The 21329-nt window shown below is 58.6% G+C and carries 25 protein-coding genes, 1 tRNA gene and 2 pseudogenes; 18 read left to right on the top strand and 10 right to left on the bottom strand.

Features of this window, described 5'->3' with window-relative positions; genetic code table 11:
- Window positions 1-78 precede the first annotated feature (78 nt).
- Window positions 79-1074 carry a ligase-associated DNA damage response exonuclease gene (locus V6617_RS01345; protein WP_338608571.1) on the top strand — a complete coding sequence of 332 codons (996 nt, stop codon included), beginning with the start codon at window positions 79-81 and terminating at the stop codon, window positions 1072-1074.
- A complete protein-coding gene (locus V6617_RS01340) occupies window positions 1071-2648 on the top strand; it encodes a cisplatin damage response ATP-dependent DNA ligase (RefSeq protein WP_338608570.1) in 1578 nt (525 codons plus the stop codon). Before V6617_RS01345 ends, V6617_RS01340 begins: the two co-directional genes overlap by 4 nt.
- Before the next feature lie 204 nt (window positions 2649-2852).
- On the opposite strand, the pseudogene V6617_RS01335 reads toward V6617_RS01340, so the two are convergent.
- Window positions 2853-2991 (bottom strand): annotated as a pseudogene (locus V6617_RS01335) (IS3 family transposase); the annotation flags it as partial.
- A gap of 9 nt (window positions 2992-3000) precedes the next feature.
- On the opposite strand from V6617_RS01335, the pseudogene V6617_RS01330 reads away from it, so the two are divergent.
- A pseudogene (locus V6617_RS01330) lies at window positions 3001-3258 on the top strand (integrase core domain-containing protein); the annotation flags it as partial.
- Here V6617_RS01330 and V6617_RS01325 read toward each other — a convergent pair.
- From V6617_RS01325 to V6617_RS01290, 8 genes are all read right to left on the bottom strand, one after another.
- Entirely contained in the window at window positions 3255-3839 is a 585-nt protein-coding gene (locus tag V6617_RS01325) for a hypothetical protein (RefSeq protein ID WP_338608569.1), read from the bottom strand. The pseudogene V6617_RS01330 and the gene V6617_RS01325 overlap by 4 nt on opposite strands.
- A gap of 239 nt (window positions 3840-4078) precedes the next feature.
- Entirely contained in the window at window positions 4079-4663 is a 585-nt protein-coding gene (locus V6617_RS01320; protein WP_338608568.1) for a hypothetical protein, read from the bottom strand.
- Between the two features lie 83 nt (window positions 4664-4746).
- Window positions 4747-5892 (bottom strand): hypothetical protein, encoded by a 1146-nt coding sequence (locus tag V6617_RS01315; RefSeq protein WP_338608567.1) that lies wholly within the window; start codon window positions 5890-5892, stop codon window positions 4747-4749.
- 75 nt (window positions 5893-5967) lie between these two features.
- Complete coding sequence (locus V6617_RS01310) at window positions 5968-6246, bottom strand: hypothetical protein (protein ID WP_338608566.1); 279 nt, start codon at window positions 6244-6246, stop codon at window positions 5968-5970.
- Entirely contained in the window at window positions 6243-6629 is a 387-nt protein-coding gene (locus V6617_RS01305) for a hypothetical protein (RefSeq protein WP_338608565.1), read from the bottom strand. Before V6617_RS01305 ends, V6617_RS01310 begins: the two co-directional genes overlap by 4 nt.
- 64 nt (window positions 6630-6693) lie before the next feature.
- The gene (locus V6617_RS01300; protein ID WP_338608564.1) at window positions 6694-7020 is read right to left on the bottom strand and encodes a hypothetical protein; all 327 of its coding nucleotides are present in this window, start codon (window positions 7018-7020) and stop codon (window positions 6694-6696) included.
- Window positions 7017-7316 (bottom strand): superinfection immunity protein, encoded by a 300-nt coding sequence (locus tag V6617_RS01295; protein WP_338608563.1) that lies wholly within the window; start codon window positions 7314-7316, stop codon window positions 7017-7019. The genes V6617_RS01300 and V6617_RS01295 overlap by 4 nt, the downstream gene beginning before the upstream one ends.
- A gap of 42 nt (window positions 7317-7358) precedes the next feature.
- Complete coding sequence (locus tag V6617_RS01290) at window positions 7359-7823, bottom strand: hypothetical protein (protein ID WP_338608562.1); 465 nt, start codon at window positions 7821-7823, stop codon at window positions 7359-7361.
- A gap of 282 nt (window positions 7824-8105) precedes the next feature.
- Here V6617_RS01290 and V6617_RS01285 point away from each other — a divergent pair, with 282 nt between their 5' ends.
- A complete protein-coding gene (locus tag V6617_RS01285) occupies window positions 8106-9158 on the top strand; it encodes a hypothetical protein (RefSeq protein ID WP_338608561.1) in 1053 nt (350 codons plus the stop codon).
- A gap of 344 nt (window positions 9159-9502) precedes the next feature.
- Here the strand turns inward: V6617_RS01285 and V6617_RS01280 are convergent.
- Window positions 9503-9592, bottom strand: a tRNA-Ser gene (locus V6617_RS01280).
- A 121-nt stretch (window positions 9593-9713) separates the two neighbouring features.
- On the opposite strand from V6617_RS01280, the gene V6617_RS01275 reads away from it, so the two are divergent.
- The 14 genes from V6617_RS01275 (at window position 9714) to V6617_RS01210 (ending at window position 21293) form a co-directional block, all read left to right on the top strand.
- A complete protein-coding gene (locus tag V6617_RS01275) occupies window positions 9714-10160 on the top strand; it encodes a gamma-glutamylcyclotransferase family protein (RefSeq protein WP_338608560.1) in 447 nt (148 codons plus the stop codon).
- Window positions 10157-10849 carry an MBL fold metallo-hydrolase gene (locus tag V6617_RS01270; protein WP_338608559.1) on the top strand — a complete coding sequence of 231 codons (693 nt, stop codon included), beginning with the start codon at window positions 10157-10159 and terminating at the stop codon, window positions 10847-10849. Before V6617_RS01275 ends, V6617_RS01270 begins: the two co-directional genes overlap by 4 nt.
- Window positions 10850-11083: 234 nt before the next feature.
- Window positions 11084-11782 carry a 50S ribosomal protein L21 gene (locus tag V6617_RS01265; protein WP_338608558.1) on the top strand — a complete coding sequence of 233 codons (699 nt, stop codon included), beginning with the start codon at window positions 11084-11086 and terminating at the stop codon, window positions 11780-11782.
- 33 nt (window positions 11783-11815) lie between these two features.
- Entirely contained in the window at window positions 11816-12082 is a 267-nt protein-coding gene (rpmA, locus tag V6617_RS01260; RefSeq protein ID WP_338608557.1) for a 50S ribosomal protein L27, read from the top strand.
- A gap of 141 nt (window positions 12083-12223) precedes the next feature.
- Window positions 12224-12742, top strand: a complete 519-nt coding sequence (locus V6617_RS01255) for a GNAT family N-acetyltransferase (RefSeq protein ID WP_338608556.1) — start codon at window positions 12224-12226, stop codon at window positions 12740-12742.
- A gap of 2 nt (window positions 12743-12744) precedes the next feature.
- A complete protein-coding gene (locus tag V6617_RS01250; RefSeq protein WP_338608555.1) occupies window positions 12745-13293 on the top strand; it encodes a GNAT family N-acetyltransferase in 549 nt (182 codons plus the stop codon).
- Complete coding sequence (gene obgE, locus V6617_RS01245) at window positions 13290-14333, top strand: GTPase ObgE (RefSeq protein WP_338608554.1); 1044 nt, start codon at window positions 13290-13292, stop codon at window positions 14331-14333. The genes V6617_RS01250 and obgE overlap by 4 nt, the downstream gene beginning before the upstream one ends.
- A complete protein-coding gene (gene proB / locus V6617_RS01240; protein ID WP_338608553.1) occupies window positions 14333-15475 on the top strand; it encodes a glutamate 5-kinase in 1143 nt (380 codons plus the stop codon). The genes obgE and proB overlap by 1 nt, the downstream gene beginning before the upstream one ends.
- A 61-nt stretch (window positions 15476-15536) precedes the next feature.
- Complete coding sequence (locus tag V6617_RS01235; protein WP_338610787.1) at window positions 15537-16778, top strand: glutamate-5-semialdehyde dehydrogenase; 1242 nt, start codon at window positions 15537-15539, stop codon at window positions 16776-16778.
- Window positions 16775-17410, top strand: coding sequence for a nicotinate-nucleotide adenylyltransferase (locus V6617_RS01230; RefSeq protein WP_338608552.1), 636 nt, complete (start codon window positions 16775-16777; stop codon window positions 17408-17410). Before V6617_RS01235 ends, V6617_RS01230 begins: the two co-directional genes overlap by 4 nt.
- Before the next feature lie 202 nt (window positions 17411-17612).
- Entirely contained in the window at window positions 17613-18005 is a 393-nt protein-coding gene (gene rsfS, locus V6617_RS01225) for a ribosome silencing factor (protein WP_338608551.1), read from the top strand.
- Between the two features lie 18 nt (window positions 18006-18023).
- Window positions 18024-18509 carry a 23S rRNA (pseudouridine(1915)-N(3))-methyltransferase RlmH gene (gene rlmH / locus V6617_RS01220; protein ID WP_338608550.1) on the top strand — a complete coding sequence of 162 codons (486 nt, stop codon included), beginning with the start codon at window positions 18024-18026 and terminating at the stop codon, window positions 18507-18509.
- A gap of 82 nt (window positions 18510-18591) precedes the next feature.
- Window positions 18592-19929: a murein hydrolase activator EnvC family protein gene (locus V6617_RS01215; RefSeq protein ID WP_338608549.1), complete on the top strand. Its 1338-nt coding sequence runs from the start codon at window positions 18592-18594 to the stop codon at window positions 19927-19929.
- Window positions 19929-21293: a S41 family peptidase gene (locus V6617_RS01210; RefSeq protein WP_338608548.1), complete on the top strand. Its 1365-nt coding sequence runs from the start codon at window positions 19929-19931 to the stop codon at window positions 21291-21293. Before V6617_RS01215 ends, V6617_RS01210 begins: the two co-directional genes overlap by 1 nt.
- Window positions 21294-21329: the final 36 nt, after the last annotated feature.

Here is a 21329-nt window from a genome sequence, read left to right as displayed (position 1 = left end):
GTACCAAGCCGTGTAAACAATTGCGCGGTCGTACAATTTCCCACCGCGCCAAGCCAGTTTCGCACACAGGCCAGGATCATGACCCAAGTACTCGATCGCAATCTCCATATCCGGCGCATCGATACCTATGTCGATCCCACGCTCCCCCGTGAGCGTGCCATCATCACCCACGGCCACGCCGATCACGCCCGTTCCGGACACCAAAAGGTACTCGCCACCCCCGACACCATCGCCATCATGCAGACCCGCTATGGCAAGGATTGCGCCGGCAGCTTCCAGCCCCTCGATTTCGGCCAGAAGCTAAAAATCGACGATGTCACAATTACGCTCTATCCGGCCGGCCACATTCTGGGCTCGGCACAGGTGCTGATCGAACAGGACGGCCAACGCGTCGTGGTCACCGGTGATTACAAGCGTCTGCCCGACAAGACCGCCCAACCCTTCGAACTGATCCCCTGCGATCTTCTGGTCACCGAAGCCACCTTCGGGCTGCCCGTTTTCCAGCATCCGCACCCATCCGAAGAAATCGCCAGGCTTTTCAAATCACTCGCCGCCCATCCCGAGCGCGCCCATGTGATTGGCGCTTATGCTCTGGGCAAGGCGCAACGGGTCATCGCCCTGCTGCGCGATGGCGGCTATGACGCCCCAATCTATCTCCATGGCGCCATGCAGCGCCTGTGCGATCTCTATGTCGAACGGGGCATCGCACTCGGTGAACTGCGCCACGCCACCGAAGCGACAAAGGCCGAACTCGCCGGTGCCATCGTCATCGCCCCGCCCTCAGCGCTCAAAGACCGCTGGAGCCGCAGGCTGCCCGATCCCGTCCTCGCCATGGCCTCGGGCTGGATGAGCGTCAAGCAGCGCGCCCGTCAGCGCGGCATCGAATTGCCAATGGTCATTTCCGATCACGTCGACTGGCCCGAACTGACCCAAACGGTTACCGAGACCGGGGCCCAGACCATCTGGGTGACCCATGGTCGCGAGGACGCGCTTGTCTATTGGTCGCGCCAGCAGGGGCTGATCGCCGAGCCGCTCAATATCCAGGGCTATGAAGACGAGGGGGAAGAGCAATGAAACAATTTGCCACCCTGCTCGAAACCCTCGCGCTCACCCCATCGCGCAACCGCAAAATCGAGGCGCTTGCCACCTATTTCCGCGACACGCCCGATCCCGACCGAGGCTATGCGCTGGCGGTTCTGACCGGCGCGCTCAGCTTCACCCACGTCAAACCCGCCCGCCTCAAGGAGGTGGTTCTGACTGAAGTCGACCCGCACCTTTTTGCGCTGAGCTATGACTATGTCGGCGATCTGGGAGAAACCATCGCGCTGATCTGGCCCCACAAGGGCGGCACACGTGAACTGCCCGCGCTGTCCGACCTTGTCGAGCTTTTAAACACAACGCCGAAATCCGAGCTGGCGCTGCTCATCGCCGAGCTTTTGACCAGCGCGCAGATCAACGAGCGCTGGGCGCTGGTCAAACTGGCGACCGGAGGCTTGCGCATCGGGGTGTCCGAGCGCCTCGCCAAGACCGCTCTGGCCGAAATGAGCGGCACCGATCTAAAGGACATCGAGGAAATCTGGCACGGCATCAAACTGCCCTATGGCGATCTTTTCGCCTGGCTCGAAGGCCGAAAACCCAAACCCGAGATCGATCACACCGCCCGCTTTCACCCCCTGATGCTGTCCAACCCCATCGACAAGGAGAAGGATTTTTCCAATCTCGATCCCGCCGATTTCGTTGCCGAATGGAAATGGGACGGCATAAGGGTGCAACTGATCCTCGGCGATGGTCCGGCATCGCTGTTTTCCCGCACCGGCGAGGATATAGCGCCGGCCTTCCCCGACCTCGTCGAAAACGTCTTCGGGCACGGCGTGCTCGACGGCGAATTGCTGGTGGGCACAGACTTCGAGCCCGCCCCGTTCAATGCCCTCCAGCAACGCCTCAACCGCAAATCGGCCACCGAAAAGCTGATACGCGAATATCCCGCCTTCATCCGGGTTTATGACATGCTGTTTGACGGCGATGAAGATATTCGCGCCCTACCCTGGATCGATCGCCGCGCCCGCCTCCAGGATTTTTTCGCCGGCCAGACCCAGACCCGGCTCGACCTTTCGCAACTGCTCGCTTTTTCCGATTGGGAGCAATTGGGCGCCATCCGCCGCCAGGGTGCCGCTGAAAACGGCCATGAAGGCGTGATGATCAAGCTCAAATCCGCCCCTTACGTCCCCGGCCGCCCCAAGGGCAACTGGTTCAAATGGAAGCGCGATCCGAACCTTGTCGATGCCGTGCTCATGTACGCCCAGCGCGGCCACGGCAAGCGCTCGTCCTTTTATTCCGACTTCACCTTCGGCGCCTGGCGCGGCAACGAGCTGGTGCCCATCGGCAAGGCCTATTTCGGCTTCACCGACGACGAACTGAAAGAACTCGACAAATGGGTGCGCGCCCACACCATCGCGAGTTTCGGGCCGGTGCGCGAGGTGGAAAAGACCCTCGTCTTCGAAGTCGCCTTCGACAGCGTGCAGGCCTCCACACGCCACAAATCCGGCGTCGCCCTGCGCTTCCCCCGCATCAACCGCATCCGCTGGGATAAGCCTGCAACCGAAGCCGCAAGTGTCGGTGAAGTCGAAGTCCTGATCCCCGCGACATAAAACCTAAGCAGCACAAAAGAAAGGAATGGCGGAGAAAGATCGTCGAATGCTTCCCTGATAACGTGAGGCGATGTCCGGTAGAGCCTTGATTTTCAAATATTTCCGTTAACCGACGTTTTTTTGTTCGTTTCGCAACGCCCTTAGTTCTCCCTAACAACTATGGCTCATGAGAGGGTAGAAATTGGAAAGGCAGCGACTTTGCCCCTCCTCGCCCCTATAGCTGAACCGGGGGATCTACAGCTGGTGCGTAGCGCGAGAAGGTGTCCACGATGGTCAGAACGCGGATCTTGCGGCCGTTACCCAACTGGTTATGCATAAAGTCCATGGCCCACACCTAATTGGTGCTCATGGCCGCCATTTGGTCATCACGCACATCCGCACCAAGCCCTATACGCCCAAAACCAATGGCAAGGCCGAACGATTCATCCAGACCGCAATCAGGGAATGGGCTTATGCCCGCGCCTACAAAACATCCGATCAGCGCGCTGCCCATCTGCCAATCTGGAACCATATGTACAATTGGCACAGACCTCATGGCGGCCTAAATTCCAAGCCACCCATCAGTCGGCTCGGCCTGACCGAGGACAACATGTTGAGGCACCACATCTAGGGCTGTACGATAATCAAAAGCAAGGTGCCGATTACCAACGTCGCCAGAACGCCGATTGCTACCCATGGCGTGCCGCTTCCCTCGACGTTGACCTCTTGGGGAGCCACATCCGACCGGGTCCAATTTTCGTTAGAACGTTGGATCGACTCGTAAACAGCAGGAGGAATCGCCGAATACGAGCCGTGCATATCGTTCTTGAGAAAATGGGCCAGCGCTGTGGCCGTCTTCTGCCGCTCAGCGGTATCCGAGATGCTCATAAAGAAGGAAGGAAGACTAATGTCCTTCATGGTAATTTGAATGCCTGTTACCGCTTCGGATACGGTTTTATCCATCTGCTCTCTGATTGCGGACCCGACAGCTTCTCCGAAGCCCTGACGACCGCGAAGTGTCTGGGTAACTCGGTTCCCCACCGTAGTCTCAACATTCGAAATGTCCGACCGATCAAATTCCGCACTCTCCCACGCCACACCATACTTCTCAAACAGATGAATTTTTCCATTGCTCTTGTCGATGCGAATTCCGTGGTTCGTATTGAACACAGTGAAATAGCTGCTTTCCAGCAGTTCGAGATCAATCTTCATCTCATGCCCCTTGCTAAGCGGTACTCAGAAATGAGGTTAAATGCAATCTTGGTGCCGCTGCACTCGGTATTAAGGAAATACAGGCGAGGAAAAATTCCCATCAACAATTCTGAGAACCCGCCCACTAGGTGTTCTGGCCAAAGGGCGTACGGGCCCGCCACCGACACGCTGAGTGGACGCTAGTCATTGTAGCCGCATGCTCGACGAAACCGCAGTCGGTGGACTCGAGATTCACCGCCTTATTCTTGGCACGCGCTGATCAATGATTGAAACGCTTCGATAATATCTGCATCCGAGCGAATGGCTTCGCTCGGCCTTACATGAATGGGGACGGTCTTGCCACCATTGCGCTCTTCAATGCACCGAACAGAATCCACATCATACCACTTTTGGCAAAAACCGGGCTCAATTTCCACCATTTCAATTGTCCCCGTCGCTGCCAAGGATTCACTGGTCACTCCTTCTATGACAACCATTTTTACGTCTTCAAGACCCGGATAGTTCGATACAGTTTCAATAATGATGCTACCAATGTTTTCCTGCTTCGCATCAAAGTTTAACGTCGTCTTCTCATCATAGCGGTTTACCATTGCACTATTAAATATTTCTAGATCATTGATTTCTACAACCTCTAAAATGAGTGAGACCTCGCAACCATTCTCCACATTGAACGATTGAGACCACTTAGCCCCGATGTGTTCATATTGGAAATCGGCAATATTCTTTATTTTATTGACGGCGGCATCTAGTTCGGACGATTCAGTGCAGGATGAAAGTGTGAGTGCAAAAATACCCGAAGCCGTTATTCTTATAAACGTATTCATCTTTTACCTTGAGAAATTGGCGACAATGCCCTCGCATGGGTATTTGAGCCCGTCCGGTGTGTTCGCGGTCCTGGGCTTTCCGATCACTGGCAAAGATCCCGGATCAGGGAACCCTCGACATAGCGAATGGTGGCGGGTGTCGAAGTTCCTGCGCAAGGAGCAAGAATTGCGTCATCACTGAAGTATGCCCCAAAGCCGAGATAGCGTTCAGACACGTAGCCAGAACCATGGGAGGCATAGACAGCTAACTCACACATCTGTGCGCCGCAGAACATGTTCTGTCCTCCCCCACAAAAGAGCTTTTTAAAGTCCAATATGTAGTCGGGACTGCCGTCACCGTTGATGTCCTTGCTAGCCAAGGCTTCGGGGACGAAAACATCATCTCTATTGAGCACGCCACAAGCTTGTGCAAACTCATCGAGGGCGGAAATAATCGCGTCAGGGTATGAGGTATCAACTAAGTTCGACTGTTGCGGTGTTTGTACTTTGGCCTTGCACTCGGGCAACCTGTATCTGTGTACGCCGTCAGTTTTATCAATAAGTATTATGAGGTCAGCTTCGGCCCAAGCCACGACAGAGTTGTTCGCTTCCCATGTGCCAAAACCCGAGTCGAGGATCACGTTGAATATCTCGCTTTCCGTAGCCTTACAGGCTTGAGCTTTCATCATCGCTTCAACGGCCTGCATCGGGGAAGAATGGGCCGTAGCCATCGGTATGCTTTCGCTCTCCCAATCTTCTGCGCCCGTCAACGGGCAATCGACCAATGTTTGAGTCAACGCATTTCCAGATCCCCGCAATGATATCGTTATGGATGCGAATTGATCGCTGCTGACGGTAAGTTGATTTCCGGATTTGAGGGCCTCGACAAGCGTTTGATGTTCCGCCTGGTCAAACGCCGCCTCATAGCTTTGCATGCCGCCTTCAGCGGGGCCGGCTTTGGCCATCTCCAAGGGCGTAAAGCTATGCGCGTCAATCGTCCATGTCACGGCAGCAGATTCTGCCGAATAGCCCGGCTCTGGCGCATCGATATACCAATAGACCCCGCCGCCCGGCATAGCGAGGCATTGTAAGCGCGCACACTGGACCGATGAGTCGACACAGGCCTGGGCGCTGATAAGGCCTTGGCCATCGTTGCTGGCCTGCCAGCTTGCCAGCGCAGGTGATGCCATGCCGGTGGGCAGGAGCATTCCTGCACCGACAAAAAATAGCGCTTTGACTGCGGATCGCATTATCCGTCTATCTCTTGATCTATTGTGCGGGCGGAACGGCAATCACGACCGATGCCATGACTGCCGTCGCCACCGTCAGCCCCGGATACCAATCGACCCGATGGGGGCGTCAATTTCGAAGCTATCTGGGTTTTCTCTGCCGATGACCTTGCTCGTGTACATAAATACGGCCCGGAGCCATGAATGATCGGGTTCCCCTTCATAGTAGAAGTCATCGTCGATGTACTGTTCTGCCAGCGTATTTGCGGCCAACTGCTCCCGATTCACCAAATCAGTATCATCCGCCAGCACCGGCGCAGACAGGTACAATGTCATCGCGGTCGCTAGGCCGGCTCTTCCAAAGGTACGGATCATTGAAACAGCTCCAAAATTGTCCTGTAGAGATTGCGAGTAGCAGTGTTAGCGGTGTTGTTCAGCACTTCGGGACGGCGCCATTCAGGGCGAACATGCGCCATGACCGACGTTCTGTAGGCCACTTCATACAGTTCGCAGCTCTCAGCAATGGTGCGAGAATCAAGACTCTTACCCTCCAAACCTTGCTTGGCCGCTTGCTGAGCAATGCATGCTCCCAAACGGCTTCGGTTCGCGTCCAGACTCGAACTGGCGGATGTTGTTGTGTAATTGCTGATAGCCTGAACGTTCAAACTGGCATTGCCGCCCGTGCTCGAGCAAGCGGCAAGAGCTGTGATGGCAATGGCCGCAAGCGCCGGACCGCCGATAAATTTCTTCAGAAGCATAGGGTCGCCTCTCCCGTGGGTACACCGGATTGATGGATCTTGGTCATTTGGATCGCTCGAAGGACTACCTCACGCGCCAGCCGTTGAATGCTGTCTGTTTCACCATCCACTCTTCGCGGTACTCCCCGCCTGCATGGGGGCGGAATTCGACATTGCAAACACCAGTGTCATCACCAGTCTGCTTGCATTCCAAAACTTCCACGCTTCGATTGTAAGTGGCGAGCATATTGGAATTGGCGGTAATGTACCGTTCGGCTGCCGCCTTGATGTCGGCGGTGTCACCGCCAGAGCAGGCCAGCAGTGTCATCACCAGACCAATGATGAGAGACAGCCTCCAAAGAGGACGCAGGCGAATTTGAGGGACTGTCTCATTCATAGTCGTCAACGTCATTCTGCCTTGGCCGACTTGGTTTCGTTGATGATCTTCCCCTCACTCGTGATGTGGATGGCGAGTAGCGACCAGATCAGCGCGACAATCCAGCCGATGAAAGTGGCGCCGAGGAGAAAGTTGATAAGAAAGATGATCCACTTGTTCGGATGTTTGCGGCGGAACGCGATGAATGTCGGAATGAAGTAAATGATCAGGCTGATGAGGATCAGCACGATGCCGAACGCACCAAAGCCTAACAGCATGTCAATTCCGGAAGTACCGCCGGCTGATTGAGCCATGGCAGGAGAGATAAACATTGAGCCTCCTATGTAGAGTAAGGTGCGAGATTGCGGGATGCGTCAGGCCGTCTGACTGGCGGGTGCGGATTGTCGGCACAGTCCAAGGGCGGCTTTTGATCTGAAGCCTACGATCAGCAATCCGATAGAAATCGGAAACAAGACAATCGGCGCGACAATGACGATGGGGGCGTAGGGGACGACCAACGAGATCAGGAAGGTAAAGACAAACAGGAAGATGCCGAGAATGCGATTGGCTAGGCCGCCATCGCCATATGCGCCGTTCGTCAGATTGTTATAGGCCAGCGCTTTGAAGCCATTCGATTTGGGAACACCGGCAACGCAAACCTGATCGCCCTCGTTGATGTTCATCTTCTCGCCGAATTTGGCGAAGACGGCCCGCCCGTCGATCAGGAAATTCATCGTGGTCGTGCTCGATACGGAGCCTTTGCCCCGATTCATTGTGCCATGGACGGATAGATCGGTGCGGATTTTGGAGGCTGTTCCCTCCATTGTGGTCAGTGCCATGATGCAATTCCTAAATATGGAGTTGGCAGGCATTCGCTCCGCCGAATCTATCAATGTCATGCCGCTGCGCGGGATGGTTAGTGTCTTTTCTGGGGATGTCAGGCTGCAAACACCGAAATATTCATCGAGCGTCGATCGATTCCCGTTACTATTCGGATGGATAGCAATGGCGCTTCCAACCCGACAACCGGATTCGACTGCCGTATGTTCTTTCGGCTTGATCTCATGCGGAATTCCGGATTGTTAAACTCGGCAAATCGGCAGGAATTCGGAAGAATATCTATGGAGAAGAATTCGGCCATACGAAAGCGCATCCAATTCAATTCTGAGTTGCGGCCGGAAAATCATTCTTTTATTGAACAGACATTGCAAGTAGCTATGCTACCAGAAATTTGGCAGTTTCTTGGTAACGTCGAGGTGCTTTGGGTGGATATGGATCAGTTCTATGGCTATCGCAGAACCGTGGAAACGGATGGCGTGTTGGTTGAAGCCGTGCGGCTTTGTTACAAGCATCAGCACCTTAGCGATGAGTACATGGCAAACCGGATCGCCGCTTGGTGGGAAGACGAAGCAAATCAATTTGAGAAAATCGGGTTGAGAAGAAGCACATACAACAATTTGCGTACCTTGGGCAGAGTTCCGAGAACCGAAATCACGGCCCGGGCGATTTATGCGTTCTTCTCGGTCGGACCGCAGGACTTTCGCTACATCGCCCCGCAAGGACTGCTGGGTGCGGTTGAAACGGAGGCCGATCGCTTCGCTGATGTACTGCTTAGATGGGCGCAGCCTAGTGCCGAACTTAAATACCAATCACTGGCAGGGCTCGTGGGTATGTATGAGAGTTACCGCCCCTCTTGGAAGGTCGGCGGTGATGGCGAACAGATGACGCATATAATACGCTCTCATGTTACCATTGAGCAGAAGGGCATTGCATACTGGTTGCGTGAGCAACAGAGTTTCAATGTTGCGGAACATCATTTCAGCGAAACGGACGAAGGACCAATCATGCCTTTTGCATTGAGCATCATGTGTCTTTCAAAGTCTACGGATCAGGGGTGCATGAAACTTTACTCGCTGTACTCGACCGATCCCGCCCCCTCTGAGAAACGCGCTACGAATTCCATAAAAGGCAGCGTCATGGCAATCTCGAACAAGGGACCACACTGGGCTGGCCCGATCATGCTGCGCCGAATTAGCGCAATACCGCGCGAATGTGCTCACCTCACCGTAGAAGAACTCTACTGCCAACGTGGAGGAAAGGCGATTCTCGATTTTCTGCGCAGTCCAGATATCGACAACAGACGCTTCGGTAAAAACGGTGAAATCCTGCGCTAAGATTCCGAATGGGATGCTATTCGTAGGTGCTCTGGCGGTTGGCGCAGCGGTATGATCGGGGCATCAGTCTGAAAGGTCGTAATGGCGAGTTCCTCCTGTTGAAAGAAACTTCATTCGGACCCCAGCCACCAACTGCCCAGAGCCTCATACGAATCCACCAAGTTTCACCAGACGCGTCCTCTCGCGAAGCGGGTTCGTGCATGGGCGCAAACCTGACACGCTCGCCAATTCCTCGAAAAGATCACTGCCTTCCCTTGACCTCGACCAGATTAATAAAGCAGCGATGGGGCAGAGTTGCATGAACTTTTAAAATGCGTTCAATTTCAGCACTCTAAAAGAATAAATGGCGGAGAGGGAGGGATTCGAACCCTCGGAACGCTCGCGCGCTCAACGGTTTTCGAGACCGCCCCGTTCGACCACTCCGGCACCTCTCCGTCTTGGTGTCGCGGCAATCGCTCGCCGCTGGGTCGTTGGGTGGGCGCTATATGGCATAGGGTTGATTGGCCCGCAACACCTTGTTTTGAATTGTCGCCAACCCTGATAGATCACCTTTCCATGAACGCGACCGAACTTGTCCTTTTTGTCTATGGCACATTGCGCGACCGGGAAATTCTCGAAGGCGTTCTGGGGCGGGCCGTGGCGCAGGACGATCTGGCTGAGGCCCGGGCCCATGGATACCGGACCGTCTACTATCCCCAAAGGCTCTATCCGGCGCTCATTGGCGGCGGGGAATGGACCCGGGGGCGCCTCATTTCCGGGCTCGGGCAGACCGACATCGCGCGCCTCGACGCATTTGAAGGCGCTGAATACCGGCGCGGCGAAATCGAAGTAACGACGGAAGATGGAACCGTGGTGGCCCAGACCTATTTCCCGGCAGGACAAATCGGCCCGGACAGCCCCCGCTGGTCGTTTGAAACCTGTACCCGTCTTCACGGGCCCGAGACAATCGGGCGCTACCGATCGGAAGATTTTCACCAGCACGCAAAAGGGAGAGCCCAATGACACAGCGCGATACATACCAGACCGCCGCCGGGCCGCTGGCCATCACCCCCATCCACCACGCAACCTTTGTCATGGAGTGGAACGGCGAGACCATCTATTGCGACCCTGTCGGGGATAGGGCCCGCTTTACCGATTTCGCCGCACCGACCCTGGTCATTCTGACCCACCATCACGGCGATCACCTCGACCTCGAGACACTCGGTGCCGTCATGGGCGAGGATACGCACATCATCGCCCCGAAAATCGTTTGCGATCAGTTGCCCCAGGATCTCCTCGCCCGCACAACGCAGATGGCCAATGGCGAGCTGACCCGATGGCACGACATCTCCATCCGGGCTGTGGCGATGTACAACACGACGCCCGACCGCCAGAAATACCATGAAAAGGGCGTCGGAAACGGCTATCTCTTCGATTTTGCCGGCACGACCGTCTACCTCGCTTCGGACACCGAACCGACCCCGGAAATGGACGATCTGGGCAAGATCGATATCGCGTTCTTTCCCATGAACCTGCCCTATACCATGACCCCCGATCAGGTAGTGGCCTGCATCACCAAGACCGCGCCGCGCTATGTCTATCCCTTTCACTACCGCTTTCCTTTCGATGAACCGGCCAGGGAGCCGTCAGATTTGACGGCATTGATGCCCAAGGACTCCGGGACCGAAATCGTTGAACGGGACTGGTATTAGAGGCTGCGCAATGGCGGGGCAGGCCTTGACTCCGGACCCGTTTGCCCCGATAAGCAGCTCCGAATGCGCATGGGTCCTGCCCGTGCGCCATTTGTTTTGTTCAAATACGCTGCCACAGGCCGCCCGCCGGAACTTCGGTCTCCGGCCAGCACAAAGACCGCGGAAACGGGCATCATCCGCGGCGCCGTAAGGTGCGAAAACCAAGGGAACCGGGTGCAAATCCGGCCAAGACATATGTTTGCAGTCATCAAGACCGGTGGCAAGCAGTACAAAGTTGCTGCCAATGATCTGGTCCGCGTCGAAAAGCTCGCTGGTGGAGCCGGCGATGCCATCACCTTCGAAAACGTTCTCATGGTTGGCGCCGATGCCGACGTCACCCTGGGCACTCCGCTCGTTGATGGCGCGCTGGTGGCCGGCGAAGTCGTCGAGCAGTTCCGCGACAAGAAGGTCATCGTTTTCAAAAAGAAGCGCCGCCAGGGCTATCGCCGCAAGAACGGCCATCGCCAGGAACTGACCCTGGTCCGCATCACGGAAATCCTGACCGGCGGCGCCAAGCCCTCGGGCAAGAAGGCCGCCGCGGCCAAGAAAGCCGCAAAGGCCGAGACTGCCAAGGCTGAAGACAAGCCTGCCGCCGAAGCCAAGCCGGCCAAGGCCGAAGCCAAGCCGGCCAAGGCTGAAAAGACCGAAGCGGCGCCCGCTGCCGACTTCAAGGACGACATCAAGCTGATCGGCGGCGTTGGCCCCGCGCTTGAAAAGAAGCTCGCTTCGGCCGGCATCACCAGCCTGACCCAGATCGCCAAGTGGACCAAGGCCGATATCGCCAAGTTCGACGAAGAGCTCGACTTCAAGGGCCGCATCGAGCGCGACGAATGGGTCGACCAGGCCAAGGAACTGATCGCCGGCAAGCCCCCGCGCGCCAAGGCCGACCAGTAATCGCGACACAGACAAATTCGAGGATTTTGAACCATGGCACATAAGAAAGCAGGCGGCTCATCCCGCAACGGTCGCGATACAGCCGGCCGCCGCCTCGGCGTCAAGAAGTTCGGCGGCGAAGCCGTTATCGCCGGCAACATCATCGTGCGCCAGCGCGGCACCAAGTGGCATCCGGGCTCCAATGTGGGTCTGGGCAAGGACCACACCATCTTCGCCCTCGTCGATGGCAAGGTGACCTTCGCCACCAAGTCGGGCGGCAAGAGCTTTGTTTCGGTCGAGCCACTCAAGGCTGCTGAATAGATCGGCAGACCGCTCGAAAGAGAACTGCCGGAGACCTTCTCCCCGGCAGCCAGATCGAATATGGATCAGGGGAGCCGGTCGATGGCTCCCCTTTTTCGTTGCCGGGGCAAAGTGATGGACACCCAAGCGCTCAGGAGTGCAATGCCGGATCGGATAAGGACCGAACGCCTTGTCCTGCGCGCGCCCTGCCGCGCCGATATTTCAGCCATTGCCACACTCGCCGACAACCGCAAGATCCACGCAATGACCACCTTGCCCTATCCTTACAGCCAGCAAGATGCCGAAGCGTTTGTCGAAACCTTCGCCCGGAGCGAAGCCGAGCACGCCTACGCCATCGCGCTGCCCGACGATGAGCTGATCGGGATGGTGGGCCTGCATCTCGATCCCGGCGCCGACCCCGAGATCGGATACTGGCTGGGAGAGCCCTATTGGGGCCGGGGCTATGCGACTGAGGCCGTTGGCGCGCTTCTCGATGCGGCCCGCCGCACGGGCCATTGCACAACGCTGCGGGCCAAAGCCCGAAGCGAAAATGCCGCCTCCCGCGCCGTCCTTGAAAAGCTCGATTTCAGGTATGTCGGCGAAACGGTTTCCGGTTGCGGTTCGCATAAGGACGTTCCGGTTGCGAGCTATGAACTGACCAAGTCTTTCGGAACGCCCTGACCATGGCCGAACAGCCCGAAATCGTGACCCAACGCCTGATCCTGCGCCGCCCCCGGCTGCGGGACGCACCCCGTATTGCATCGCTGCTCAACAATTTCGAGGTCACCAAGAACCTGGCGCGCGTGCCCTACCCCTACACCATCAACATGGCAGTGGATTGGCTGATGCGCCAGAAAAAGGAGTGGTCCCCCGATTCGATCACCTTTGCCATTTGCGAACCCCGCCATGGCCTGATGGGCTTTTGCGGCATGCACAAGGAAGGCCCTGACGCCGAAATCGGATACTGGCTGGGCCAGCCCTATTGGGGCAAAGGCTATATGACCGAAGCAACGGCGGCCGTCATAGACTGGTATTTCTCGACCACCGGCACCGACCGCCTGGTCTCGGGGGTTTTCCATTTCAATGCAGCCTCGCTTGCCATCCAGAACAAGCTCGGCTTTGTCCGGACCGGCATCGGCAAGCGAATCTGCCTTGCCCAGAACACCGACATCGACCATATCGAAACCGAACTGACACGGGACGCCTTCGAAAAGGCGCTTGAAACACTATGAAATTTCTCGACCAGGCCAAGGTCCATATCCGCTCGGGCAATGGCGGGGCCGGCTCGATCGCCTTCAGGCGCGAGAAATTCGTCGAATTTGGCGGCCCCAATGGCGGCAATGGCGGACGCGGCGGTGATGTGCTCGTCGAGTGCGTCGATGGCCTCAATACCCTCATCGACTATCGCTATCAGCAGCATTTCAAGGCCGGAACCGGCAACCATGGCATGGGCCAGGACCGCACCGGTGCCGATGGCGCCGATATCGTGCTCAAAGTGCCGGTCGGAACCCAGATCTTTGAAGAAGACGGGGAAACCCTGATTGCCGATTTCACCGAAGTCGGGCAGCGCCAGACCCTGCTCGAAGGGGGCAATGGCGGCTTTGGCAACGCGCATTTCAAGACCTCCACCAACCAGGCCCCGCGCCGTGCCAATCCCGGACTTCCGGGCGAGGAGCGGTGGATATGGCTCCGGCTCAAGCTGATCGCCGATGCCGGCCTGGTGGGACTCCCCAATGCGGGAAAATCCACGTTTCTGTCCGCCGTTACGGCCGCCAAACCAAAGATCGCCGATTACCCCTTCACCACCCTTCACCCCGGCCTTGGCGTGGTCCGCGCCGGCGCGCGTGAATTCGTGCTTGCCGACATTCCCGGCCTGATCGAGGGTGCCTCGGAAGGCGCCGGACTGGGCGATCGGTTTTTGGGCCATGTGGAACGGTGCGGCGTGCTGATCCATCTGGTCGACGGCACCCAGGACGATGTGGTTGGCGCCTACGAGACGATCCGCAGCGAGCTCGAAGCTTATGGTGGCGGGTTGGTCGGCAAGGAACAGATCCTCTGCCTCAACAAGATCGACGCCCTCGACGATGAAACGCTTGCCGAGCGCACGGCCGCGCTGCAAAAGGCATCGGGCGGCGATGTGCTGGCCATTTCCGGGGCAACCGGAAAGAACGTCGAGACTGTGCTCTATGCCGTATTGGACGTGCTCGATCACAACGCCGAGAACGACGCGCGCTCGTCGCGGACCGAGCCCGGGGACAAATGGGTGCCCTGATGCAGTCCCAGCCTCTCGATACGCAAGACGCATTGGCAGGATACAGGCGGCTGGTCATCAAGATCGGCTCTGCCCTGCTCGTCGATGACAAATCGGGAAAATTGCGCACCGAATGGCTTTCGGCCCTGGCCAGTGACATTGCCGCACTCAAGGCCGAAGGGCGCGACGTGGTCATCGTATCCTCGGGCGCCATCGCCCTGGGCCGCCGCATTCTGGGCCTGCCTGGCAAGGCCCTGCCGCTCGATCAGAGCCAGGCAGCGGCGAGCGCGGGCCAGATTGCCCTGTCCCAGGCCTGGGCAAGCCATCTGAACGCACACGACATCACCACGGGCCAGATTCTGCTCACACCCAATATCACCGAGGAGCGGCGCTATTTCCTCAATGCCCGCACCACGATCAACACCCTTCTGGGGCTGGGTGCCGTTCCGATCATCAACGAGAACGACTCGGTTGCGACCTTCGAAATCCGCTATGGTGACAACGACCGGCTTTCGGCCCGCGTCGCCACGATGATCGAAGCCGATATGCTCGTCCTGCTCTCCGATATCGACGGTCTCTACACGGCACCTCCGGCGCAAAACCCCGATGCGCGTCATATCCCCCATGTCACCGAAATCACCCCCGAGATCGAGGCGATGGCCGGTGGTGCGGCAAGCCACCTCTCGCGCGGCGGCATGACCACGAAACTGGGTGCAGGCAAGATCACAGCGAACGCGGGAACCGCAATGATCATCGCACTCGGAACCCGACTGCATCCGTTGCGCGCTCTTATCGAAGGCGGCCGGCACACACTCTTTGCTCCCGCGACCAACACCACGGCGGCACGCAAGCGCTGGATCATGGGAACGCTCGAAGTGACCGGACAGATCACCATCGATGACGGCGCCGTGCGGGCGCTCAAATCGGGGCGCTCCTTGTTGCCCATCGGTGTCGTCAAACTGCGCGGCGATTTCGTGCGCGGCGATGTCGTGGCGATCCACGATCTTGAAGGTCGCGAGGTTGCCCGTGGCCTGGTCGGCCTCGACCGAGACTCGGCCGATCTGGTGATCGGCAAGAAAAGCGAAATGATCAAGGATATGCTCGGTCCCTCGACACGCACCGAACTTGTGCATCGCGACAATCTCGTGCTTTTGAGCCAATAAGGAAAACCGGGAGGCAATCTTGAGCGCAGCCGCACCCCAAACCGACGCCCTTGAGGCGACCATGAACGACCTCGGCCGTCGGGCGCGCAAGGCCGCCTCCATTCTGGCGCACGCAGCGAGCGACAAAAAGACCGCTGCCCTGCGCGGCGCCGCCAGGGCCATTGACACCAGTCGCGCAAAAATTCTGGCCGCCAACGCCACCGATCTCGAAACGGCGACGTCCGGCGGCATGAGCGCTGCGTTTCTCGACCGCCTGAGGCTCGACGATGCCCGCCTTGATGGCATCATCTCGGCACTCGAAACGGTGGCCGACCTGCCCGATCCGGTCGGAACGGTGATCGCCAACTGGCAGCGCCCCAATGGTCTCGACATCTCCCGCGTGCGCACGCCGCTGGGCGTGATCGGTGTCATTTTCGAATCCCGGCCCAATGTGACAGCCGACGCCGGCGCGCTGTGCCTCAAGGCCGGCAATGCGGTGATCCTGCGCGGCGGATCGGACAGCTTTCACTCGTCGCGCGCCATTCATGCCTGCCTTCTCGAAGGTCTCAAATCCGCCGGCCTGCCCGAGGACGCCATCCAGATCGTCCCGACCACCGACAGGGCGGCCGTGGGCGAAATGCTCAAGGGTCTCGATGGCACGATCGACGTTATCGTGCCGCGCGGCGGCAAGGGCCTTGTGAGCCGCGTCCAGTCCGAAGCCCGCGTGCCGGTCTTTGCCCATCTCGAGGGCCTTGTTCACGTCTATGTCGATAAAAGCGCCGATCTGGGCATCGCCGTCAGCGTGATCGCCAACGCCAAGATGCGCCGCACCGGCATCTGCGGCGCCGCCGAGACCCTGCTGATCCACAATGACGTCGTTGCGACCCATCTCGAACCCATAATTGCCGCCCTGATCGAAAGGGGCTGCGAAATTCGCGGCGACGAGACCGTGCGCGAAATGATTACAGCGGCCGGCCCTGCCACCGAAGACGATTGGCGCACCGAATATGAGGACGCGATCATCTCAGTAAAAATAGTTGGCGATGTGGACGAGGCGATCACCCATATCGAGCACTATTCGTCACACCACACCGAGGCGATTATTGCCGAGGACGGGCGAGCGGTCGAAAAATTCTTCAACGAAATCGATTCGGCGATCCTCATGCACAACGCATCGACCCAGTTTGCCGACGGCGGCGAATTCGGCTTTGGCGGCGAGATCGGCATCGCCACCGGCAAGATGCACGCGCGCGGTCCGGTGGGCGTGGAACAATTGACGAGCTTTAAATACCTCGTTCGCGGCACCGGGCAGACCCGGCCTTGACCGACCGTCTCGTTGTTCCCGGCATCACCGATCTGCCCCCCTCCGCGCCCGGCATGCGCATCGGGCTGTTTGGCGGCAGTTTCAATCCACCCCATCAGGGCCATGACCTCGTATCGCGCGAAAGCCTCAAGCGGCTCGGCCTCGATGCCGTTTGGTGGCTGGTGACGCCGGGCAATCCTTTAAAGGACCGCACCGAACTCGCCCCGCTCCAGGATCGCGTCCGAGCGGCGCGCGCGCTTGCCGATCACCCCGCCATCCGCGTCACTGGCTTTGAGGCCGCGCACGGCTTTACCTACACATATCAGACCCTCGATTATCTCACCCGCACCCTGGCCGACCGGCGCTTTGTCTGGATTATGGGGGCTGACAGTCTCTCGAGCTTTCATCGCTGGGAGCGCTGGGAGGATATTTTCGCCCTCGTCCCGATCGCGGTTTACGTCAGGCCCGGCTCCACCCGCCGCGCTCCTTTCTCGAAAGCCGCGCTGCGATTTGCCCAGTCGCGTCTCGATGAAAGCGATGCGCCGCTTCTCGCGACAGCCCCACCACCCTCCTGGGTGTTTCTCCATGGCCTGATGAGCACATTGTCATCGACCCAGTTGCGCAATGGCGCACCGAAGGATCAGCAGCCCTGACATTTGGTTACCGTCTCATTAACGACATTAATCCATGATCGATATTGGACCATGCTGGCCCTTGGCAAAGCGCCGTGGCGCACGCATATTGGTTCCATGCAACCGATAACGCGTTGCATGTGTTTATCGACAAGCTGATACAAGGAAACCGAACAGGCTTGATGACCCAAAAAATGCCCCAAAGGGTGGAGGACCACGCTTGATGGCTCCCACGCCCAGCAAGTCGGTATCGGGCGATGCCGCAACCAAGGCCGCTCCCCAGGTCCCCGTTCTCGACCTGATCCTCGCGTCGCTCGACGATGCAAAGGCCGAAGAAACGATCTCCATCGACATCACTGGAAAATCCTCACTCGCCGATCATATGGTCGTGACGTCGGGACGCTCCAACCGTCATGTCGCAGCGGTGGCCGACCAATTGGTCCAGGCGCTCAAGGAACATGGCCACGACAAGCCCCGGATCGAAGGACTGCCGTCCGCCGATTGGGTTCTGGTCGATGCATCCGATGTGATCGTGCACATTTTCCGCCCTGAGGTTCGCGAGTTCTACAACATCGAAAAGATGTGGGCTGCGGATTTCGGGACCGATACGCACTAGCAGAGCCAAACGGTTCGCATGCGTGTTTTGATCGTCGCGGTCGGGCGAATGAAAGCCGGACCCGAGCGCGAACTTGTGGCGCGTTATCTCGACCGCGCCACCGCCAGCGGCAAGCCACTCGGGCTTGCCGATTTCTCCGTCATCGAGCCTGGTGAATCCCGTGCTTCGAGCGCCGATGCGCGCAAGGCTGAAGAAGCCCGGGCCATTCGCACCGCCATCCCTGAAAAAAGCGTTGTCATCGCCCTCGACGAACGCGGCAAATCGATTGCCAGCGCCGACTTTGCGACCCGCATTGCCGATTGGCGGGACATGGGCAAACCGGCACTCGTTCTTGTTATCGGTGGGGCCGACGGCCTTGCGGCCGACCTCCGCGGTGCGGCCGACCTTGTGATCTCGTTTTCCGCAATGACCTGGCCGCACCAGCTCGTGCGCATCATGGCGGCCGAACAGCTCTATCGCACGACGACAATTTTGTCCGGCCATCCCTACCACCGGGGCGATTGATGGCGCCGTCTCTGCTATGGTCCGGGCTGATTCGGAGTTTGCCGGTTTGAGCCTGCCTGTGGGACCTTTCCTTAAGCCTTCTTTGCCCATTTTGCGGGCCGTCCTTGCGGTCGTGGGACTGGCGCTTGTCCAAACCGCGGCCCCCTCTCACGCCCAGGAAGGCGAAATCCCCGCCGTCGAGGACGTCCCCGCACAAGAGCTCGAGCAGACCACCCAGTCGGTCCAGGGCGATCTTGAAAGTGTCCGCGGCGAAATCGATCTCAGCGAAGAGCGCATTGAGGCGATCCGGGCCGAAATCGAGGCACTTGACGGCGATGCCACCCAATTGGGTGCCGAGTTGATCGCTGCGGGACAGCGGGTCGATCTGGCCGATGAGGACATCAGGCTGATCGAAGAACGCCTCGAGGCCCTTTTTGCCTCCGAGCAATCGATCCGCGCCCGCCTTGACGGCCATGACCGCTCGATCTCCAATCTTCTGGCCTCCCTGCAGCGCATTTCGGCCCAGCCGCCTCCGGCGATCATCGTCGATCCCTCCGACGCACTGGGATCGGCCCGCGCGGCCATGTTGCTCGGCGCGGTATTGCCTCAGTTGCAGGAACGGGCTGAAACGGTCACCGAAAGTCTTACCGAGTTGATCGCGCTCAAACAGACCGCGCTCGCCGAGGCTGAGCGGCTCAATGCCAATCTCACCACGCTCAATGAGGAGCGCCTGCGCATCGCAACCATTATCGAAGCCCGGTCCCAGGGGCTCGAATGGCTGAGCGACGATCTGCTGCGCGAGGAGGCCGAAGCCCAGGCTCTGGCCGACCGGGCGACATCTCTCGAACAATTGATCTCGGGGCTGGAGAGCCGCATCACCGCCATGACAGCGGCCGATGAAGCCACGCGGGCGGCCAATTCCGGCCAGCGCGTACCCACGCTCGATCCCGAAACGCTCCGGCTCGCCTTTGCCGATACAGAGCGCACCGAGCCGGCGGTTCCCATAGCATCTGCAAGGGGTTATCTCAGCGCGCCCGTCGCCGGGACAACCCTTACGACCTATGGCGCCGCCGACGGTTATGGCGGGCAATCGAAGGGCATGACGATCGCAACGGCGGACGGCGCCTCGGTTTCAGCGCCGGCCGATGGCTGGGTGGTTCACTCCGGGCCGTTCCTCAATTACGGCCAAATCGTCATTCTCAATGCAGGCCAGAATTATCTGGTCGTTCTGGCAGGACTTGATTCGATATCGGTCGAGCCTGGCGACTTTGTCCGGATGGGCGCCCCCCTTGGGACCATGGGCAATGCGCCGAACCTTGAAGCGGGTGCTGGAGCTTCGGGTCCTGCGCTGTATATTGAACTCAGGGAAGGTGGCATTCCCATAGATCCCGAGGGATGGTGGACAGCCCAGTCCCCACAACAGGAAAGTGGAACGAGCTGATGGCGTTGGTATTCAAGCGGGCTCTGATCGTTATGTTGGCGATCGCCGCGAGTGTAGGGCCGGTCACGGCTCAGTCCGAGCACACTCAACTCGAACAGGAAGAGCTCTATCGTCAGCTCGAACTGTTCGGTCTGGTTCTCGATCGCATTCGTGACGAGTATATCGAGGCACCCGACGAGACCGAACTGATCCGCGCCGCCATTCAGGGCATGCTGACTTCGCTCGACCCCCACTCGGCCTATCTTTCACCCGAAAGTTTTGCCGACGTGCGCGAAGACACGTCGGGAACATTCGGTGGCCTGGGGATCGAAGTGACCATGGAAGAGGGCGTGGTCAAGGTCGTTACCCCCTATGACGACAGCCCCGCCTCGCGCGCCGGCATCCTTGCCAATGATTACGTTGTCGAGATCGACGGCCAGCAGGTCATGGGCATGACGCTCGACGATGCCGTCGAATTGATGCGCGGCGAAGTGGGCACCGACGTCGATGTGGTGATTTCCCGCGACGGCGCTGAGCAGCTCATCGAATTGACCCTCACGCGCGACATTATCTCGGTCTCAGCCGTTCGCTGGAGCATGGAACGCGATGTACCGCTGATCCGGCTCTCGCGATTCTCGGGCCAGGCCTATAGCGGGCTGACCGATGCGATCCAGGAGATCTTCGAAGAAAATGACGGCGAAGCTCCGGAAGGCATCATCCTTGACCTGCGCAACAACCCCGGTGGCCTCGTCGACCAGGCACAGTTTGTGGCCGACGCCTTCCTCTCAGAGGGATCGGTGGTGTTGACCCGCGGTCGTATCCCCAACCAGAATTCGCGCTACGATGCCAGCGCTGACGAAATCGATGCCATGCTGACCGACGTGCCGATCATCGTGCTCATCAACGGCGGATCGGCTTCGGCTGCTGAAATCGTCGCCGGGGCGCTGCAGGATCAGGGTCGCGCAACGCTGGTGGGCACACGCTCGTTCGGCAAGGGCTCGGTGCAATCGATCATTCCGCTGGGCTTTGATGGTGCCATGCGGCTGACCACGGCCCGCTACTACACGCCCAACAACCGATCGATTCAGGCGCTCGGGATCACGCCCGATATCGAAGTGCTCCAGGACGTGCCCGAAGAATTTCAGGGCCGCGACCTCCTGATCGGCGAAGCCGGTCTGGCCGGACATATTTCAGGCGAGGCGGAAGAAGAGGCAACCGTTGGGTCCTCGGTTTACGTTCCCGCCGAACGCTCCGAGGACAATCAGCTCCAATATGCGATCGATCTCATATTGGGTGAGGCCGAGGACCCGGCCTTCCCGCCCAATCCCGATGCCATCATCGCGCAGCAGCAGACCGATGAAGCCGAGGTGACTGAATCCCAATAGCCTGTGCTATAGCTCGGTTTGACCCTGTGCCGGCCC

The organism is Pelagibacterium nitratireducens (assembly GCF_037044555.1).
GTDB lineage: Bacteria > Pseudomonadota > Alphaproteobacteria > Rhizobiales > Devosiaceae > Pelagibacterium > Pelagibacterium nitratireducens.
This window is presented reverse-complemented; position numbering and strand designations above follow the sequence as displayed.

What these genes read in the sequence shown, in the direction of transcription:
- V6617_RS01345 (WP_338608571.1), top strand. Translation starts at nt 79, where the DNA reads ATGACCCAAGTACTCGATCGCAATCTCCATATCCGGCGCATCGATACC.
- V6617_RS01340 (WP_338608570.1), top strand. Translation starts at nt 1,071, where the DNA reads ATGAAACAATTTGCCACCCTGCTCGAAACCCTCGCGCTCACCCCATCG.
- V6617_RS01325 (WP_338608569.1), bottom strand. Translation starts at nt 3,839, where the DNA reads ATGAAGATTGATCTCGAACTGCTGGAAAGCAGCTATTTCACTGTGTTC.
- V6617_RS01320 (WP_338608568.1), bottom strand. Translation starts at nt 4,663, where the DNA reads ATGAATACGTTTATAAGAATAACGGCTTCGGGTATTTTTGCACTCACA.
- V6617_RS01315 (WP_338608567.1), bottom strand. Translation starts at nt 5,892, where the DNA reads ATGCGATCCGCAGTCAAAGCGCTATTTTTTGTCGGTGCAGGAATGCTC.
- V6617_RS01310 (WP_338608566.1), bottom strand. Translation starts at nt 6,246, where the DNA reads ATGATCCGTACCTTTGGAAGAGCCGGCCTAGCGACCGCGATGACATTG.
- V6617_RS01305 (WP_338608565.1), bottom strand. Translation starts at nt 6,629, where the DNA reads ATGCTTCTGAAGAAATTTATCGGCGGTCCGGCGCTTGCGGCCATTGCC.
- V6617_RS01300 (WP_338608564.1), bottom strand. Translation starts at nt 7,020, where the DNA reads ATGACGTTGACGACTATGAATGAGACAGTCCCTCAAATTCGCCTGCGT.
- V6617_RS01295 (WP_338608563.1), bottom strand. Translation starts at nt 7,316, where the DNA reads ATGTTTATCTCTCCTGCCATGGCTCAATCAGCCGGCGGTACTTCCGGA.
- V6617_RS01290 (WP_338608562.1), bottom strand. Translation starts at nt 7,823, where the DNA reads ATGGCACTGACCACAATGGAGGGAACAGCCTCCAAAATCCGCACCGAT.
- V6617_RS01285 (WP_338608561.1), top strand. Translation starts at nt 8,106, where the DNA reads ATGGAGAAGAATTCGGCCATACGAAAGCGCATCCAATTCAATTCTGAG.
- V6617_RS01275 (WP_338608560.1), top strand. Translation starts at nt 9,714, where the DNA reads ATGAACGCGACCGAACTTGTCCTTTTTGTCTATGGCACATTGCGCGAC.
- V6617_RS01270 (WP_338608559.1), top strand. Translation starts at nt 10,157, where the DNA reads ATGACACAGCGCGATACATACCAGACCGCCGCCGGGCCGCTGGCCATC.
- V6617_RS01265 (WP_338608558.1), top strand. Translation starts at nt 11,084, where the DNA reads ATGTTTGCAGTCATCAAGACCGGTGGCAAGCAGTACAAAGTTGCTGCC.
- rpmA (WP_338608557.1), top strand. Translation starts at nt 11,816, where the DNA reads ATGGCACATAAGAAAGCAGGCGGCTCATCCCGCAACGGTCGCGATACA.
- V6617_RS01255 (WP_338608556.1), top strand. Translation starts at nt 12,224, where the DNA reads ATGCCGGATCGGATAAGGACCGAACGCCTTGTCCTGCGCGCGCCCTGC.
- V6617_RS01250 (WP_338608555.1), top strand. Translation starts at nt 12,745, where the DNA reads ATGGCCGAACAGCCCGAAATCGTGACCCAACGCCTGATCCTGCGCCGC.
- obgE (WP_338608554.1), top strand. Translation starts at nt 13,290, where the DNA reads ATGAAATTTCTCGACCAGGCCAAGGTCCATATCCGCTCGGGCAATGGC.
- proB (WP_338608553.1), top strand. Translation starts at nt 14,333, where the DNA reads ATGCAGTCCCAGCCTCTCGATACGCAAGACGCATTGGCAGGATACAGG.
- V6617_RS01235 (WP_338610787.1), top strand. Translation starts at nt 15,537, where the DNA reads ATGAACGACCTCGGCCGTCGGGCGCGCAAGGCCGCCTCCATTCTGGCG.
- rsfS (WP_338608551.1), top strand. Translation starts at nt 17,613, where the DNA reads ATGGCTCCCACGCCCAGCAAGTCGGTATCGGGCGATGCCGCAACCAAG.
- rlmH (WP_338608550.1), top strand. Translation starts at nt 18,024, where the DNA reads ATGCGTGTTTTGATCGTCGCGGTCGGGCGAATGAAAGCCGGACCCGAG.
- V6617_RS01210 (WP_338608548.1), top strand. Translation starts at nt 19,929, where the DNA reads ATGGCGTTGGTATTCAAGCGGGCTCTGATCGTTATGTTGGCGATCGCC.